Origin of the sequence: Vibrio sp. 1457 (assembly GCF_033340195.1) — a bacterium.
In the GTDB taxonomy this organism is placed as follows: Bacteria; Pseudomonadota; Gammaproteobacteria; order Enterobacterales; family Vibrionaceae; genus Vibrio; species Vibrio alginolyticus.
The window spans coordinates 73,739-90,804 of sequence record NZ_JAWOWA010000015.1 but is presented as its reverse complement, the minus strand read 5'-3'; the positions used below and the strand labels follow the sequence as shown (position 1 = coordinate 90,804).

Genomic DNA, 17,066 nt, shown 5'->3' with positions numbered 1-17,066 from the left:
CTCACAGGCTTATCTTGGCAAGGTTAGGCGTAACAATAAAACTTATCAATGAGTGTGATTTTCTTTATGCTCCAGCCTCTCACTATCAGACTAATCCGATTGTTTGATGAACTCTTATCAAGTATAAATATTTCAATAAGGTATATGATGAATAAAAAAGGAATTTGGTATTCATGAGGTATACCCCAACTCTTAAGTTAAGCACACGGCTGGTGGCCTTTGTCACCATGATCGTTATCTGCGCCATGTTTATCTTGTTTGTCGGTGGCACCCTCTCTTTTAAACGTCTTGGGCAGGAATATCTCACCCATTATTTAGAAGGGATCGTAGAGGTGGTCGACAAGGAGATGGAAGATCCTGACGCTGCTTATTCTATGCAGCGCTGGATGCCGAAGATGCTGCAGGCTTCCAATATTGTCGAAATGACGTTGTCGACCAACAACGCCGTTGTTTATCGCTTCAAAGATACTTCTCATCAAATGGAAGCGTCAGTCTTGTTTGAGGCTGAGTACCAGTTGACTCACAATCAAGATTACACGATTCACTTTAAAGCAATTCCCCCTTACTTAGGTTACAGCTACTCAATGCAGGCGCTTTGGTCGATCACGCTTGCCGTTGTATTGATCATCTTCTGCTTAATGCGCGGCGTGGCATGGCTTAAAGAGCAATTAGAAGGCTCCGAAATGCTCGAAGAGCGAGGCAGAATGATCCTGGCTGGTAGGGTGGAGCAGTATGCCAAAGGTGACAAAAAAGAATGGCCTTACACCGCCAGTGAAGCGCTCGATGTATTAATCGAAGAGTTACAAGATGCGCGTCAAGAGCGAAGCCGATTTGATACCTTTATTCGAACTCAAACCTTCCTTGATAAGCTAACCGGTACCGCTAACCGAGTGTTATTTGATAGCAAGTTGGAATCGGCGTTACTAGAAAGTGGGGCTCGCGGCGCCGTGTTGCTAGTGCGTATTCAAGACTGGAAACTGGTTGAAGAAGAGCAAGATAAGCAAATTACGGATGAGTTTATTGTTGAAGTTGGGAGTTTATTGTCCAATTTAGTTCAACGATACCCAGATGTTGTATTTTCCCGTTATTACGATGCTGATTTTGCGCTTTTTCTACCGCACCAAAGTGCGAAAGATGTGGCTAACCTTGCCTCGCAATGCATTCGCCAGTTAGAAAAGTTAATGCCGCCAGAGCCACTTGATCCAGACAACTGGTGCCATATTGGCATCACCACTTATAAAGAAGGTGAGCGACACAGCCAAATCATTGATGAAGCCGAGACTGCTTTGCGTAGTGCGCAACTACAAAATAACAATAATTGGAGTCGCTTCAAAAAATGGAACCACGATGAAGAAGCTCGCGGAAGTGTGAGGTGGAGAACGTTATTTGACACAGCACTTACACCTGAAAGTGTGATACTCTACGCACAATCTGTGCACCCAATAAGTGACGCGACGCATAAAAAATCATTATATGAAGAGTTAACATGTCGGATTCGCGATCCTGAGAATGGGATTGTTAAAGCGTCTCGGTTCATTTCTGCGATCAGACAGGTTGGTTATGAAGCGCAAATGGATAAGTCGGTTATTAATAAATTCTTAAGAGAGTTTAAGGATAATTTTGATAACTCAAGATCGTATGCGCTCAATTTGAATGTAACGCCATTTTCTAACCGAGAGTACTTTAAATGGTTTCGTGATGAACTCTTACAGTTGTCACGTGAGCAGAGAAAGTGTCTCAGTTTTGAGTTTGTTGAAGCACAATTTGTAAGACACTTAGACTTTATGCGACCAGTCGCTAAAATGCTGGCCGGTTTAGGGTGCCACTTAATGGTTGGGCAGGCTGGGCGTACCATCGTCAGCACTCACTATTTAAAAGAAGTGGACATTCGTTACCTTAAACTTCATCGCAGTTTAGTAGCAAAAATCGACCAACGACATGAAAACCAGCTATTTGTCCGCAGTATGCTAGGTGCGGCGGCAAACAGTAAAACTAAAATTATAGCAGTGGGAATTGAGAATCAGAACGAGCTCAACACATTAATTGAGCTCGGGGTTTATGGTGGGCAAGGGCGTTACTTTTCTGCGGAGCAGCAGTTTCTTCCTCGTCCCCAAGCGTTGCCGAATTCTCAATCAGAATCCCAAGTTAAATTGGGAAGACGAAATCGCTGGCGGAAAAAATAAAGATAATAATCATGGATTTCAAAGCACTATTCGACAAGCTTAAGCGATCATCTAGTGGTGGTCGCTCCTGCTTTTTGGTTATTCAGCCAGACGCCGTTTATTTATCATCTTCAATCAAAAGTAGTCGTCCATACCAATTTGATATTTCTGAGTCCAATTGGGAAAAAGCCGTTGAGCAAGCATTGAGCGTTGCAGCGAGTGCGTATGATTCATTAACGGTTGTTCTTTCTCATAACTATTACCAGATGTACCAAATCGACAAACCGATCATGCCGCGTCAAGAATGGCCAGCCGCATTACCGTTTTTGTTGAAAGAACTGATCTCTGAGCGTGCTATCGACATTATTGCCGATGCGGTCGAGTTACCGAATTCAACCAAAGTGCAAGCATACGTCTTATCGCGAAAAATATTGGATAAGATTGTGTTACTGGCCAGCCGAGCCCAGTTACCATTAGAAGCTATTCTTCCTGAAGACGATATTTGGGGAGAGACTGCGGGTGAACTAGGAAACTTCCTATTGTTACAACGCAGTGTGCGTGGTCATTTCCGTATAAGCGCTTTTGTTGAAAATACTATTGCGTTCCACCGCTCTATTCGCAGTGTGACGCCACCGTTAACGGGGGTTCCGTCTAGCGATTTACAGATGGACAGTCTGTCGTTAGAACTGCAACGTTCGATTGATTATCTTTCATCTCAGTTACGCCATGTGCAATTACATCAATTGAAAGTGTGCTGTGATGAAGAGGATGAGAGCGAGCTTGTTCAGGCTCTTAATTACCGTTTAAGCACTAAGGTTTCACCGTTATTACCACCAGAACATGAACTATCTGGACATGTTTTGGCTGACACTGCGGCTACTTCAAATACTCGACGCGTCAACTTATATCCCGATTACTTAAAGCCGAAAAAAGAGCTCCTGACGCTAAAAAATATCGCGTTATCTTGGGGCGTTTCGGCGGCTGCAATTCTATTTTCTTACGGCTATGTGACTTGGCAGAGTAGTGGTTTGGAAGATGAGATTGCTATTGTAAAAAGTAAAGGCGATATCATGAAGTCAGAGCTTGAACGTTATCAAGTCAAGCTACGTAAGCATCAACCTGACAATAATAAGCTGGCAGCTAAAGCCCGCTTAGAGCGTGAAGTCAAGGCGAAGCGAGACTCGCTTAAAGCTGTCGGGAAATACGATGACTCGCAACGCACGGGTTACTCTGGCGTGATGCAATCATTAGCGAAGCTAGGAAACCAAGAAATTTCTTTGTCCGAAATTCGAATCAATACCCATACCTTAGACCTGAAGGGACTAGCGAAAAAACCGAGCTCAGTGCCAAATTGGGTTAGCCAATTTAAAAACGAAATTAGCTTGGTTGGTCGAACGTTTGACGACGTCAAAATAGGTCGAAATGATAAGGATATTGTGACGTTTGAACTAAAAACGCGCGAGGATAAAGAGAAATGAACGAATTCTGGCTCTCATTAGAAGGGCGCTTTGGCGAAATGAGTACGCGTGAAAAAGTGCTCACCGCATTATGCGGTTTAGTTGTCGTGATCATGTTGCTCTTTACGCTGGTATTGGAGCCAAAGCTTAACGAGATCATCAGTAATGAGAGGCAACTAAGTAATTTAAAGCAAGCCAATCAAAAGATTGAAATCGATACGCTACGTATTCAGGCGCAACTTAAGAAAGATCCAAATGCTGAGATTGATCGCGCGATATCTAATCTGTTAGCTGAGAGTCAGCATCTTTCGATGCAATTAGCGGAGATCATCGAGCATCTTATTACACCTTCGCAAATGGCTGAGCTGCTTGAAAATGTGTTGGAGCAGCAAAGTGGCATTCACCTTTTGTCTCTGCAAACCTTGCCATCTGAGCCAATAACGGAAGATAAAGAAGCATCGCAATACTCTGGTTACTACGTGCATCCTGTTCGTATGGAACTGACTGGTGACTATTTTTCTATTGCTAATTATCTGAATAAATTGGAGAGCCTTCCTGCGAGTTATTACTGGCGCAGCTTTAGTTATAAAGTCGAAGAGTACCCGAAAGCGAAGCTTGTGTTAGAAGTCTACACACTAGGATCTAGAGAGGAGTTTATTGGTGGTTAACAAACTCATCATCTCATTGCTTGTTATGGCAGCGGCAGGAACCGCTTGGGCAAACCAGGACCCAACGGCCCCACTTGGTTGGGAAAAGCCAGCGGTTGAAACGTCAGCGAAACTAAAAGTTAAACGGTATCGACTGCCTAAGCTCAACAGTATTGTGTGTAAGCCAAGTACTGATTGTATCGCGATTATGGATAACAAACTTGTCGAAAAAGGCGAGCTATTTAAGGGTTATCGCGTCGCGAGCATTAATAGTGAATTTGTAACTTTAAAGCGTGGTAACCGTCAGTGGGACCTAGAGCTTTTTGATTTAAACGTAAAACAATAATAACCAGAGCCCGATCAGATATGCGCAAATTAGTTGTAGGAATAGCGATTGCTTCTTTAATGGGATGTTCAATGGGTCATCGGAATCCAGTGGAAGTTAAAGAAGCGCTCAATGAATCGATCAATCAAGCGAACAGCCGCACATTGGAAGAAATCCCTTCTTCTGTTGAGGCAGACTTGATGCCAAATTTAGACTCGAACGTTGCATCAGAGCAAGGCACCTCGAAGCGTTTTCGTATTCAAGCGAATGCGGTCGATGCAAGAAGCTTTTTCGCTTCGTTGGTGAAAGGCACAGAGTACAGTGTGGCGATTCACCCATCGGTACAAGGTAATATCACTGTCAACTTATCAGATGTGACATTGGATGAAGTTCTGAATGTCGTACAGAATATGTATGGCTATGACGTGGTGAGGTCTGGCAAAGTTATTCAAATCTACCCAGCAGGTATGCGTACTGTGACCATTCCAGTCGATTACCTGCAGTTCAAGCGTTCTGGTCGCTCATTAACCAGCATTGTTACGGGCTCTGTAACCTCGGCTGGTACGTCTAATTCTGGTGGTAGCTCAGACAGTTCTGACTCGTCAGACTCTAACAATGGAAACAACAACGATAGCTCAACCACATCTACGGGTGGTACACGCATCGAAACCATCACTGAAAGTGACTTCTGGCCTATGCTGCAGCAAGCCGTTGCGAATCTAATTGGTTCAGGCAAAGGGCAAAGTGTGGTTGTAACGCCACAAGCGGGAGTTATTACGGTTCGAGCATTTCCAGATGATATTCGCGAAGTACGCGAGTTCTTAGGTGTATCGCAGGAGCGCATGCAGCGCCAGGTCATTCTTGAAGCTAAAATCCTAGAAGTGACGTTGAATGATGGCTACCAACAAGGCATCAACTGGTCAAACTTATCGGCGTCAATTGGTAACTCGGGTAGTATCGTAGTCAACCGCCCTGAATCGGCATTACCATCATTGGATGCGATTGGCACGCTATTGGGCGGTCAAACTAACGTGACTATCTCTGATGGTAACTTCAATGCCGTGTTGAGCTTTATGTCTACGCAAGGTGACTTGAACGTCCTTTCGAGCCCTCGTATTACCGCTGCCAACAACCAAAAATCTGTCATCAAAGTGGGTACCGATGAGTACTTTGTTACCGAGCTATCGAGCAATGCAGGCAACGGTGAAAACTCAAATGCAGTTCCTGAAGTAGAACTGACGCCATTCTTCTCGGGTATTTCCCTCGATGTGACTCCGCAAATTGATAACAAAGGCAATGTGTTCCTGCATGTTCACCCCGCAGTTATTGAAGTTACAGAAGAAGTGAAGCAATTGAACTTGGGCGGAGATTTCCAAAACATCCAACTGCCATTAGCGAAAAGCTCTATTCGTGAATCAGACTCGGTTATTCGTGCTAAAGATGGCGATGTTGTGGTTATCGGCGGGTTGATGAAACAGCAAAATCGTGAGCTTGTTTCTAAAGTCCCATTTTTGGGCGATGTACCAGCACTGGGGCATTTGTTCCGCAACGTAAATAACGTAACTGAGAAAACAGAATTGGTCATCTTGCTAAAACCGACCGTAGTTGGCGTGAACTCTTGGCAGAAAGAGCTAGAGCGCTCTCGTGATCTGCTGCAAGAGTGGTTCCCAGATGCGCAATAAGCGCTGGGAAAGGTTCTGTTTTTCAAAAGGTTTGTGATTCGAGTATGTACTTGTCACACTTTGGATTCCGAGTTCAGCCTTTTTCGTTAACCCCAAATACAGAAATGTTCTTGGGGTTAGTCCCTCACTATGAGGCGATCCAAACCATCCTAGCTGCCGTGCAAATGGGAGAAGGGGTGATTAAGGTGACGGGAGAAGTCGGCACTGGAAAAACCATGGTATGCCGTAAGCTGATCGAGCAGATTGAATCTGAAGTTGAGCTTATTTACTTACCCAATCCAGTGTTGAATGGGGAACAGTTGCAGTTTGCTGTCGCCAGAGAGTTGGGTATCGAGAACGATGATCCGCTGCGTATCGTTTCCCTCATTCAAGAGCACTTGATTCAAGTACACTCCTTGGGAAAGAAAACCGTCTTGATCGTTGATGAAGCGCAAGCTCTTTCCCCACAAGCTTTAGAAACATTGCGTCTATTTGGCAACCTAGAAACGGAACAAGATAAGCTCATTCAATTGGTGTTATTCGGACAACCTGAGTTGGATGAAAGATTGGCTAACCATGAGCTAAGGCAGTTTCGTCAACGCATTACGTTTAGCTGCCAGTTACGTCCTCTCTCTATCGATGAAGGCGTGGCTTACATCAATAATCGTTTAGATAAAGCAGGTAATGGGGCACACATTTTTTCTATTGAACAGAAAAAAGCGATTTGGCGTTCATCCATGGGGATTCCGCGCTTGATAAACCAAATTAGCCACAAGTCGTTGCTTGCTGCATTTAATGAGCGTTGCACACTATTGAAAAATCATCACGTTTACGCCGCTATGCACGATACGTTTGATGCCCGTAAACCTAAGTTTAAAACACCCGTATTTTGGGGATGGAGTCAACCTTGAGTGCCATCAATAAAGCATTATCAGAACTTGCTGAAAAAACATCGCCGTCAGAGCTTACTCGTGCGGAGATTCCAAGTGTCTCACGCAGTAAACCTTGGCTTTGGCTTGTTGCCGGTTTTTCGTTAAGCCTTGCGGTCGGAAGCTGGGCGGTTTCTCGCGGTCCTGTCCCTTCAGGCGAGCTATCACAATTTCAAACCGATGCTATGCCATTGTCGTCTGTGAATGTCTCACCAATTGTTTCATCGGAGCGCACTCACTCGCCAACGAGTAAAATGACGCCCGATACAACTCAAGTGGTTTACACTAAACCAGCCACACAGCCGGTCGCGCAACAGCCTCACATGCAAGAGACTGATAGGTTCACGCCAAAATCTGAGATAAATATCGCCTCTGAAGATGAAGTTTTACTCGCGCAGTTAGCAACGATGCCGAGCGAGGAGCAATACGATCACGTAACCCGCACGACATCAGAAAACAGCTCAATGCGTATTGAGCAGGTTGAGCTTACACATCGTCAGCTTTCCCTTAAGGCTGTTAGTCGAGCGGAAAAGGCACTCGATGCTAACGATATGCAAACAGCGTTGTCGGCTTATGCCGAGGCGTTGCGTTATGAGCCAATGAATGCAGACACGCGTCAAAAGTTATCAGCGTTGTACTTTGGTAAAGGTGACACGCGTAAAGCATATGAGATTATTCAAGAAGGCATTAACCTAGATACGAACAACCAAGTACTTCGCTTGGCCTTGTCTAAGTTGTTAGTGAAAGCTAATCAACCTGAAGCGGCGCTGAGCCCGCTTGTTCATTTGCCTCCAGTACCAAGTCGAGATTACTTGGCGATGCGTGCGGCATTGGCACAAAAACACAAGCAAAATGACATTGCGCTTGAGAGCTATCAACTCCTCACTCAGCGTGAACCGGAAAACGCGCGCTGGTGGTTAGGTTTGGCTATTCAACAAGAGCGTGCCCTGGCTTTCACTACCGCGATCAACTCTTACAACCAAGCTCTGGGTAAAGTTGGCATTTCGAATCAATCGCAAGCATTTATCCGTGACCGTTTGAGCATCTTGAAAGAGTTGGAGAGCGCACAATGAAAATTCAGTTGAGAAAACGCTTGGGCGACCTTCTGGTAGAGGAAGGTATCGTCTCTGAAGAACAAATCCAGCAAGCACTAAACGCACAACGCAGTACCGGGCAGAAGCTAGGGGATGCGTTAATTGACCTTGGCTTTATTACCGAAAAGCAAATGTTGGACTTCTTGTCTCAGCAGCTTGGTTTGCCACTGATCGATCTTGGTCGTGCGCCTGTGGATGCCGAAGCCGTGCAGATTCTACCTGAGGTACACGCACGTCGCTTACGTGCGATGGTCGTTGCTCGAAATGGGGACACACTGCGCGTTGCTATGAGTGACCCTGCGGACTTGTTCATCCAAGAATCATTGATGAACTTGTTGGGCCAATACAACCTTGAGTTCATTGTGGCTTCAGAGCGTCAGCTCATTTCAAGCTTTGACCGCTATTACCGCCGTACTAAAGAAATCGCCTCCTTTGCTGAGCAGCTGCATGAAGAGCATAAAGATGTACAAAGCTTTGATTACGGTATTGATGAAGCCGATAGTGAAGAGGTTACCGTTGTAAAGCTGGTTAATTCCATGTTTGAAGATGCGGTACAGGTTGGAGCTTCGGATATTCATATTGAGCCAGACGATCAAGTATTGCGTTTGCGCCAGCGTATTGATGGCGTATTGCATGAAACGCTCTTAAATGAAGTGAATATTGCATCGGCTTTGGTTCTTCGACTGAAGTTGATGGCACACCTAGATATTTCTGAAAAGCGCTTGCCACAAGATGGCCGATTCAATATCAAAGTTCGTGGCCAATCAATAGATATTCGTATGTCGACGTTACCAACGCAGTACGGAGAATCTGTGGTAATGCGTCTGCTTAACCAGTCCGCTGGTTTGCGTCCGTTAGAAGAGTCAGGCTTGCCGCCAGACTTGCTTGCTCGCTTACGTCGACAGCTGGCGCGTCCGCACGGCATGATTTTGGTTACCGGGCCGACAGGTTCTGGTAAAACCACCACGCTTTACGGCGCATTGAGTGAGCTCAACGAACCTGGGAAAAAGATCATTACAGCAGAGGACCCGGTTGAATATCGTCTGCCTCGCATCACTCAGGTACAGGTTAACAGTAAGATCGATCTAACTTTCTCGCGTGTCCTTAGAACCTTTTTACGTCAAGACCCAGACATCATTCTTGTTGGTGAGATGCGTGATCAAGAGACGGTAGAAATTGGTCTGCGAGCTTCAAATCGAATTTGATCATTATGCTCGTGATTCTAATACCAACCCTGGCGGTGATGGTATTGCTATTGTGCTATCTGACTCAAATATACCACCCTCACCAGGTGCGACAGGTGGCGCTCTTGGTTATGGTGTCAAACCCGATATGGAAGGCTTTGCTGGGGGGTGGATAGCATTTGGTATTGATGAGTATGGTAACTTCTCCGAACAAGGTAGCTTTGAAGATCGACAATATAGGCCGGGTCGGAAAAAACACTCGATTACTATACGTGGAGCGGGTTATCAAAAAACCTTCAATGGCTCTTTGTCCAATGCTTGGTTTGGCGGTTATAAATTTATTAAAAACAACACCAGTGTGGGCTCTCTAGATGAGAAAGGAGGCTGGAATAGTCACGGCAATTATTTGGTAGGTAGAGCACCATCGGATGTTCATCGTTATAGAATGATAGTTGATAGTCGGGAAGATATTCCTGGGCGAGAGAGTGGTGTTTGGGTATCAATTGAGCGGAAAATTAATGGTTCGGAATGGGAATCTATCATAGAGCCATTCGATGTAATGAAGAATTTCGGACAGCCAGAACCACCAGAAAACTTTATGGTCTCAATCACTGCGGGTACTGGTGCTAATACGAATATCCATGAAGTGGCAAATATGAAGTTATGTGCCGACCGATTCAATCGAGAGCCTAAAATAGACCATTTCCGATTTGAATATGACGGTTCGGGAGATGTTTGTGAAGCGCAACGAGTGACTTTAAGTGCTTGTATGAATTCCCAATGTACTGAGACTTACCCTGGTAATTTAACCAATCCTAAAGAGCTAGAAGTTATACTGAAAGATTTATCAAATGCTGAGTGGCAGGACTCTAATGGAGAGAGCATTCCATTAAGAGTTCTGAAATTTAATGATCGGATTAATTTGCAAATTCGTTCACAGGGAGCAGGTAGTGCCAAACTTGGTCTTGAGAAAATGTCCATTGAGGCTCCGAATATTGAGCCTATAAAATGTAAACTAAATGGGGAAAATGATTTTAATTCTGCGTGTACCATAGTTTTTGATAGCTCGATTACTGTCGGTGTTCCCGATAAAGTTGCCTCTCTGCCATTCTTTGATGAAAGCGGCAACCAGTACAGCAAATACAGCAATACCCCGTTTGTCAGTTTGTGTGAGTCTGTATCTTCGATGCCAGAGACAGATATTGTCAAGAATATTGAAATGAGGTTTGCGTACGAGCAGCCAGAATCTGGTGAAACGGTCTCTGTTCGCTTTAAAAATTCAAACGGAAAATTTGGCGAACCAGTACAGCTCAAAACAACAGAATGGACATCCATTGATAATGTATACTTTACATCTAGTGGGAAAGCTAGTTTTGATCTTCGTTATCCTGAAGTAGGAAAAGTTAGTGTTAAAGCAAGAATTAAAGATGATTCTGAATCAGAGAACTTAAGTAGTTTTGTTAGCTTCCCGGCGTACCTTGAAGTAAATGCAACTAGTACTACTGCCCAAGATGGCACTTGTAACAACAGTGATGATGGCTGTTCAGTAGGATTTTTAGCTGCGGGTGAAGAGTTTGATATGACCATTACCGCTTATCAAGATGATGGCTCTGTAGCGAAAAACTACCATGAAGAGACGATTGCAATCAGCAACGAGGTTAAGTACCCATCAGTTGGAGCATCAGCCCAACTTTTGAATGATGAGTTACCTGAATCAAGTCAATGGTCTAATGGCAGTGTGACGTTTGCTCAATCTGTGACTGACGTGGGGGCTTTTGAGTTTAAGGCGCAAGCACCGATTGCAACGGACGCGAATGGTGATGATTTAGGTACGTCTGTGTATCTTGGTAGTAGTGCGTTTAAAATCCAAGATGGTAATTTGACGGTTGGTCGTTTTTATCCCGGACAATTTAGCGTTTACGAAAATATAGACGCTGATATGTCCACTCGTTGGGCATACCCCAATGAGCAAAGTTTTACGTATATGAGACAGCCTTTTGGACTAAAGCAATTCTATATTGAAGCGTTGACGAAAGGGGGCGGAGCGCTGCGTAACTATGCTTATTTCGATGATCACTTCGCGAAGTTTAACTTGTATGAAAGTGACTCCAAATATATAGGTAGATTCAGTGCCCCAAACACATATTCAGGTGAATGGTTAAACAGCAGCAACAAACCATACGTATCAGGACAAAGTGTTGGAAAATTCAGTGCTAATGCACTTTTATGGGAAAAAGTTATTACTCAGCCAGATGGTCCATTAAATTATCTTGAAAAGTCCAATGACACTTCAATTTCTATTGATTTGTCATTGGACTCAATAGATAAGTCGGGTGTAACGATTGGTACAAAAGAACTTAAAGTCCAACCCGATATCCGTTTTGGTCGAATTGACTTGGACGATGTAGGTGGCAACCAAGGTACGACCTTGTATATCCCACTGAGAACCGAGTATTGGAACGGCAGCCGTTTCATCACCAACACCGATGATAGCCAAACCGATGTGGCCGGTGTGACCGCCGCTCAAAATCACATTTGGCCTACGGGAACAAATGCAGCGCCGACCGATGTCTCGTTAGGTGACGGTGGTGTGGTTTCTTCCGGTGTTTCACGTACCGTGACCGCAGAGCAAGCAAGTCCGTACCGCCAACAAACACGTGTGTGGTTAGATTTAGACGCACGCCCTTGGCTCAAGTACAACTGGGACAATAAGAAAGCTGGTGAAGAAAACCCATCCTCCGTCGTCACCTTCGGTATTCACCGTGGTAATGACCGTGTGATTTACCGTGGTGAGCCAGGGTTAACCGGACAGTAACAACTTAGGTTTTTGCCCTTAAGTTAGGAAACTGCAAGAAATTGAGGCTTTCTGCTCATGTTTGTGTACCAATACCTTGCTGTGACAGCGAGGCATTGGTACATTTAGAGCAATTTTTGTCTTCTATATTTTTGCAGGATGAGCGAAGAGTATGTTTAAGAAACTTCGTGGCATGTTTTCTAACGATCTATCTATCGATTTAGGTACAGCCAACACTCTAATTTACGTAAAAGGGCAAGGAATTGTCCTTGATGAACCTTCTGTAGTTGCTATTCGTCAAGATCGTGTAGGTTCTGCAAAAAGCGTTGCTGCAGTCGGTCACGCAGCAAAACAGATGCTTGGTCGTACACCTGGCAACATTTCCGCTATCCGCCCAATGAAAGACGGCGTAATCGCTGACTTCTACGTAACCGAAAAAATGCTTCAGCACTTTATCAAGCAAGTGCATGACAACAGCATCCTAAAGCCAAGCCCACGTGTTCTTGTTTGTGTTCCTTGTGGTTCTACCCAAGTTGAGCGTCGCGCAATTCGTGAATCAGCACTTGGTGCTGGTGCCCGTGAAGTTTACCTAATCGACGAGCCAATGGCGGCGGCAATTGGTGCTGGTTTACGCGTATCTGAGCCGACAGGTTCAATGGTGGTCGATATCGGTGGTGGTACAACTGAAGTTGCCGTTATCTCTCTAAACGGTGTGGTTTACTCATCGTCTGTACGTATCGGTGGTGACCGCTTTGATGAAGCTGTGATCAACTACGTACGTCGTAACTACGGCAGCTTGATTGGTGAAGCAACGGCTGAAAAGATCAAACACGAAATCGGTTCTGCTTACCCTGGTGATGAAGTTCAAGAGATTGAAGTTCGCGGTCGTAACCTTGCAGAGGGTGTGCCACGCAGCTTTAGCTTGAACTCAAACGAGATCCTAGAAGCGCTTCAAGAGCCGCTATCTGGCATCGTATCAGCAGTCATGGTTGCACTAGAACAGTGTCCACCAGAGCTAGCTTCAGATATCTCTGAAAACGGCATGGTGCTAACCGGTGGTGGCGCACTACTGAAAGATCTTGATCGCCTACTTATGGAAGAAACGGGTATTCCTGTGGTTATCGCGGAAGATCCACTAACGTGTGTTGCGCGTGGTGGCGGTAAAGCACTAGAAATGATCGACATGCACGGTGGCGATCTGTTCTCTGAAGAATAAAGGTTTAGGTGAAGCTCATGTCGGGCTTCACCTTCATTTCTGCTCTCTCTGTAATTCAAACATGCTCCATACCTAAAAGTATTTAGTTAAGTATTTTTAGGTTGCCAAGTAAGGCTCAATAATCATGGAAGCAATCAGGTCAAAAACAAGATGAAACCGATTTTCGGCAGAGGTCCGTCTCTGCAATTACGTCTGTTTTTTGCTGTCATCGTGTCGGCGAGCTTAATGCTGGCCGATAGTCGTCTAGATACGTTTTCCAACGTTCGATACCTACTAAACAGTATGGTTGCACCGATTCAGTACGCAGCGAATTTGCCTCGTAGTATGTTCGATGGCGTATTTGAACGTTTTAATTCTCATCAGGCATTGGTTGAAGGCAATCGCAGCTTAAAGCGAGAAGTGCTACGCCTGAAAAGCGAGCTTATCTTGCTCGACCAATATAAAGAAGAAAACCAACGCCTACGTAAGTTGCTAGGATCTTCATTTGTCCGTGATGAAAAGAAAGTCGTGACAGAAGTAATGGCGGTGGATACTTCACCTTATCGTCATCAAGTGGTGATCGATAAAGGCCGTATTGATGGTGTTTACGTTGGTCAGCCTGTTATCAACGAGAAAGGCATCGTCGGTCAGGTTACGTTTGTCGCAGCGCACAACGCACGTGTTCTGCTGCTAACGGACGCGAAAAATGCAATTCCTGTCCAGGTGATCCGCAATGATATCCGAGTGATCGCATCGGGCAATGGTGAAATGGATGAAATCCAACTGGAGCACATTCCAACCAGCACAGATATTCAGGTTGGTGATTTATTGGTGACATCCGGTTTAGGTGGCATTTACCCTGAGGGATATCCAGTCGCGACGGTTACCAATGTGGATCACGATACGCGTCAAGAGTTCGCCTCAATCAAGGCTGAGCCGGTAGTGGAGTTTGATCGCTTACGCTACCTACTGCTGATTTGGCCGAATGAAGACCGTCAACACAAAGTACTGCGGTCCAATGTAGATGAAGGGTTAGAGCAAGAACAAGAGGTAACCGATGGCCAATAATGTATTGAGTAGCCGAATGGTGATTGGCGTCAGTTTCTTCGTTGCGCTGGTACTGCAAACCATTCCATGGCCAGGTGTGTTAGATGTGTTACGTCCGTCATGGTTGTTCCTTGTCACGTGTTATTGGGTGTTGGCACTACCGCACCGAGTGAACGTCGGAACTGCGCTAGTGTTGGGCTTATTGTGGGATATCTTGATCGGCTCAACGCTTGGAATTCGTGGCATGATGATGTCGATCGTTATCTACCTTGTGGCGCTGAATTTCCTGTTGATTCGCAACATGGCATTGTGGCAACAGTCGATTTTAATTGCCTTTTTTACTGCGTTATTGGAAGTTTTGATATTCTGTGGGGAATATTTGAACCAGGACGTAGTATTTAATCCATTATCTCTGTGGACGGCGGCAATAAACTGTATACTTTGGCCATGGATGTTTTTATTAATGCGACGAGTTCGTCGTGCATGGCACGTAAGGTAAAGCGGTGAAGAAAAGCTTATCTCTCGTTCTCGCATCGGGTTCTCCGAGAAGAAAAGAGCTGCTTGCTCAACTGGGTTATGATTTTGAGATCGTATTGCCTGATGTTGAGGAAGCCAAACAGGCTCATGAGCAAGCACAAGATTACGTGTTGCGTCTTTCTTTGGAAAAAGCTCAGGCAGGCTTAGCGTTGGCTAAGCCTGATTCCGTTGTATTGGGCTCTGATACGGTCGTCGTATGCGATGACCGTGTGCTAGAAAAACCAAAAAGTTTTGAAGATTCAAAGCGTATGCTTACTGACTTATCGGGTCGTCGCCATCAAGTGATGACTGCGGTGAGCGTTGTATCATCGGAACAACAACATTCAGTGGTCGTTACCACTGACGTGTGGTTCAAACCACTGACTCACGAAGAAATCGAACAATATTGGCAGTCAGGAGAGCCATGCGATAAAGCTGGAAGTTATGGTATTCAGGGACTCGGAGGGCGATTTGTCACCCGGATCGAAGGCAGTTATCACGCTGTAGTAGGCTTACCTTTGTTCGAAACCGATCAGCTAATTCAAGAATTTTTATAATTGTTTTGAGGTGTGCACATGAGTGCAGAATTGCTGCTTAACGTGACCCCGAGTGAAACTCGTGTGGCCATGATTGAAGGTGGAGTACTACAAGAAATACATATCGAGCGCGAATCGCGTCGCGGTATTGTGGGCAATATATACAAAGGCAAAGTAAGCCGAGTGTTACCAGGTATGCAGGCGGCTTTCGTCGACATTGGTTTAGATAAAGCGGCGTTTTTACATGCGTCAGATATTGTTCCTCATACCGAATGTGTGGCAGAAAACGAAAAACAGCAGTTTCAAGTCCGTGATATCTCTGAACTGGTACGCCAGGGACAAGACATTGTTGTGCAAGTGGTCAAAGATCCGCTCGGCACGAAAGGTGCGCGTTTAACGACGGATATCACCTTACCTTCGCGTTATCTTGTTTTTATGCCGGGGGCCAGCCATGTCGGTGTTTCGCAGCGTATTGAAAGTGAGAAAGAGCGTGAGCGTTTGAAAAAGGTGGTGAACCATTACTGCGATGAGCACGGTGGTTTTATCATTCGTACCGCGGCAGAAGGCGCTGATGAAAAAGAGCTCTCTCAAGATGCGGCATTTCTAAAGCGTTTGTGGCTAAAAGTCATGGAGCGTCGCTCAAAATACAAAACGCGTTCAACACTTTACGGTGAACTCGGCTTAGCTCAACGCATTCTGCGTGACTTTGTTGGCACAGAGCTCGATAAGATCATGGTCGACTCCCGCCTTGAATACGAGAACCTGAAAGAATTCACTTCTGAGTATGTACCGGAGTTAACAGATAAGCTTGAGCTTTACGAAGGTGACAAGCCAATCTTTGACATGTACGACACCGAAAACGAAATTCAGCGTTCTTTAGAGCGCAAGGTCGAGCTAAAATCGGGCGGCTATTTGATCATCGATCAAACCGAAGCCATGACCACCATCGACATCAACACGGGTGCATTTGTTGGTCGTCGTAATCTCGAAGAGACTATCTTCAATACCAATATAGAGGCAACGCAAGCTATTGCGCGTCAGCTACGTTTACGTAACCTCGGCGGTATCATCATTATTGATTTTATCGATATGGCATCCGAAGAGCATCGTCAGCGAGTGCTTACCTCACTGGAAACGGCGCTGGCGAAAGACCGAGTAAAAACCAACATCAACGGCTTTACCCAGCTTGGCTTAGTTGAAATGACGCGTAAGCGCACACGAGAAAGTATTGAACATATCTTGTGTTCTGGCTGTCCTACTTGTGAAGGCCGTGGCAGCGTGAAAACGGTCGAAACCGTATGCTTTGAGATATTACGCGAGATTACTCGTGTGAACCGTGCTTACGACGCCGATAATTTTGTCGTGTACGCATCGCCGTTTGTTGCTGAAGCACTATTGGGCGATGAGTCTCATGCGCTGGCTGAGCTCGAAGTATTTATTGGCAAGCAAGTGCGAGTTCAGGCTGAACCCCTGTACATTCAGGAACAGTTTGACGTCGTAATGATGTAATTTGGAACAT

At 45.2% G+C, this 17,066-nt stretch carries 13 protein-coding genes and 1 pseudogene; all 14 read left to right on the top strand.

What is annotated here, in order from left to right; translation table 11 throughout:
* The first annotated feature begins 173 nt into the window (after positions 1-173).
* The 14 genes and pseudogenes from csrD to rng all read left to right on the top strand — a co-directional run bounded on the left by csrD (position 174) and on the right by rng (position 17,056).
* Entirely contained in the window at positions 174-2,183 is a 2,010-nt protein-coding gene (gene csrD / locus R7Z41_RS16375; RefSeq protein WP_054728884.1) for an RNase E specificity factor CsrD, read from the top strand.
* Positions 2,184-2,194: 11 nt separating this feature from the next.
* Positions 2,195-3,640, top strand: a complete 1,446-nt coding sequence (locus R7Z41_RS16370; protein WP_225478048.1) for an MSHA biogenesis protein MshI — start codon at positions 2,195-2,197, stop codon at positions 3,638-3,640.
* Positions 3,637-4,287 (top strand): type II secretion system protein GspM, encoded by a 651-nt coding sequence (gspM, locus tag R7Z41_RS16365; RefSeq protein ID WP_005381197.1) that lies wholly within the window; start codon positions 3,637-3,639, stop codon positions 4,285-4,287. Before R7Z41_RS16370 ends, gspM begins: the two co-directional genes overlap by 4 nt.
* A complete protein-coding gene (locus R7Z41_RS16360) occupies positions 4,280-4,612 on the top strand; it encodes an MSHA biogenesis protein MshK (protein WP_225478047.1) in 333 nt (110 codons plus the stop codon). Before gspM ends, R7Z41_RS16360 begins: the two co-directional genes overlap by 8 nt.
* A 20-nt stretch (positions 4,613-4,632) precedes the next feature.
* Positions 4,633-6,273 (top strand): pilus (MSHA type) biogenesis protein MshL, encoded by a 1,641-nt coding sequence (gene mshL, locus R7Z41_RS16355; protein WP_225478046.1) that lies wholly within the window; start codon positions 4,633-4,635, stop codon positions 6,271-6,273.
* Positions 6,274-6,317: 44 nt separating this feature from the next.
* Positions 6,318-7,163, top strand: coding sequence for an ExeA family protein (locus R7Z41_RS16350; RefSeq protein ID WP_053306808.1), 846 nt, complete (start codon positions 6,318-6,320; stop codon positions 7,161-7,163).
* On the top strand, positions 7,160-8,254 hold the full coding sequence (locus R7Z41_RS16345; RefSeq protein ID WP_225478045.1) for a tetratricopeptide repeat protein: 1,095 nt from the start codon (positions 7,160-7,162) through the stop codon (positions 8,252-8,254). The genes R7Z41_RS16350 and R7Z41_RS16345 overlap by 4 nt, the downstream gene beginning before the upstream one ends.
* Positions 8,251-9,468 (top strand): annotated as a pseudogene (locus R7Z41_RS16340) (GspE/PulE family protein); the annotation flags it as partial. The gene R7Z41_RS16345 and the pseudogene R7Z41_RS16340, both read left to right, overlap by 4 nt.
* Before the next feature lie 139 nt (positions 9,469-9,607).
* Positions 9,608-12,274, top strand: a complete 2,667-nt coding sequence (locus R7Z41_RS16335; RefSeq protein WP_318141604.1) for a DUF6701 domain-containing protein — start codon at positions 9,608-9,610, stop codon at positions 12,272-12,274.
* Positions 12,275-12,425: 151 nt separating this feature from the next.
* On the top strand, positions 12,426-13,469 hold the full coding sequence (locus tag R7Z41_RS16330) for a rod shape-determining protein (RefSeq protein ID WP_005381144.1): 1,044 nt from the start codon (positions 12,426-12,428) through the stop codon (positions 13,467-13,469).
* A gap of 150 nt (positions 13,470-13,619) precedes the next feature.
* Positions 13,620-14,516, top strand: a complete 897-nt coding sequence (mreC, locus tag R7Z41_RS16325; protein ID WP_005381142.1) for a rod shape-determining protein MreC — start codon at positions 13,620-13,622, stop codon at positions 14,514-14,516.
* Positions 14,506-14,994 carry a rod shape-determining protein MreD gene (gene mreD, locus R7Z41_RS16320; protein ID WP_005381141.1) on the top strand — a complete coding sequence of 163 codons (489 nt, stop codon included), beginning with the start codon at positions 14,506-14,508 and terminating at the stop codon, positions 14,992-14,994. The genes mreC and mreD overlap by 11 nt, the downstream gene beginning before the upstream one ends.
* Positions 14,995-14,998: 4 nt before the next feature.
* On the top strand, positions 14,999-15,568 hold the full coding sequence (locus R7Z41_RS16315; RefSeq protein WP_206970985.1) for a Maf family protein: 570 nt from the start codon (positions 14,999-15,001) through the stop codon (positions 15,566-15,568).
* An 18-nt stretch (positions 15,569-15,586) separates the two neighbouring features.
* A complete protein-coding gene (gene rng, locus R7Z41_RS16310; RefSeq protein WP_005381138.1) occupies positions 15,587-17,056 on the top strand; it encodes a ribonuclease G in 1,470 nt (489 codons plus the stop codon).
* Positions 17,057-17,066: the final 10 nt, after the last annotated feature.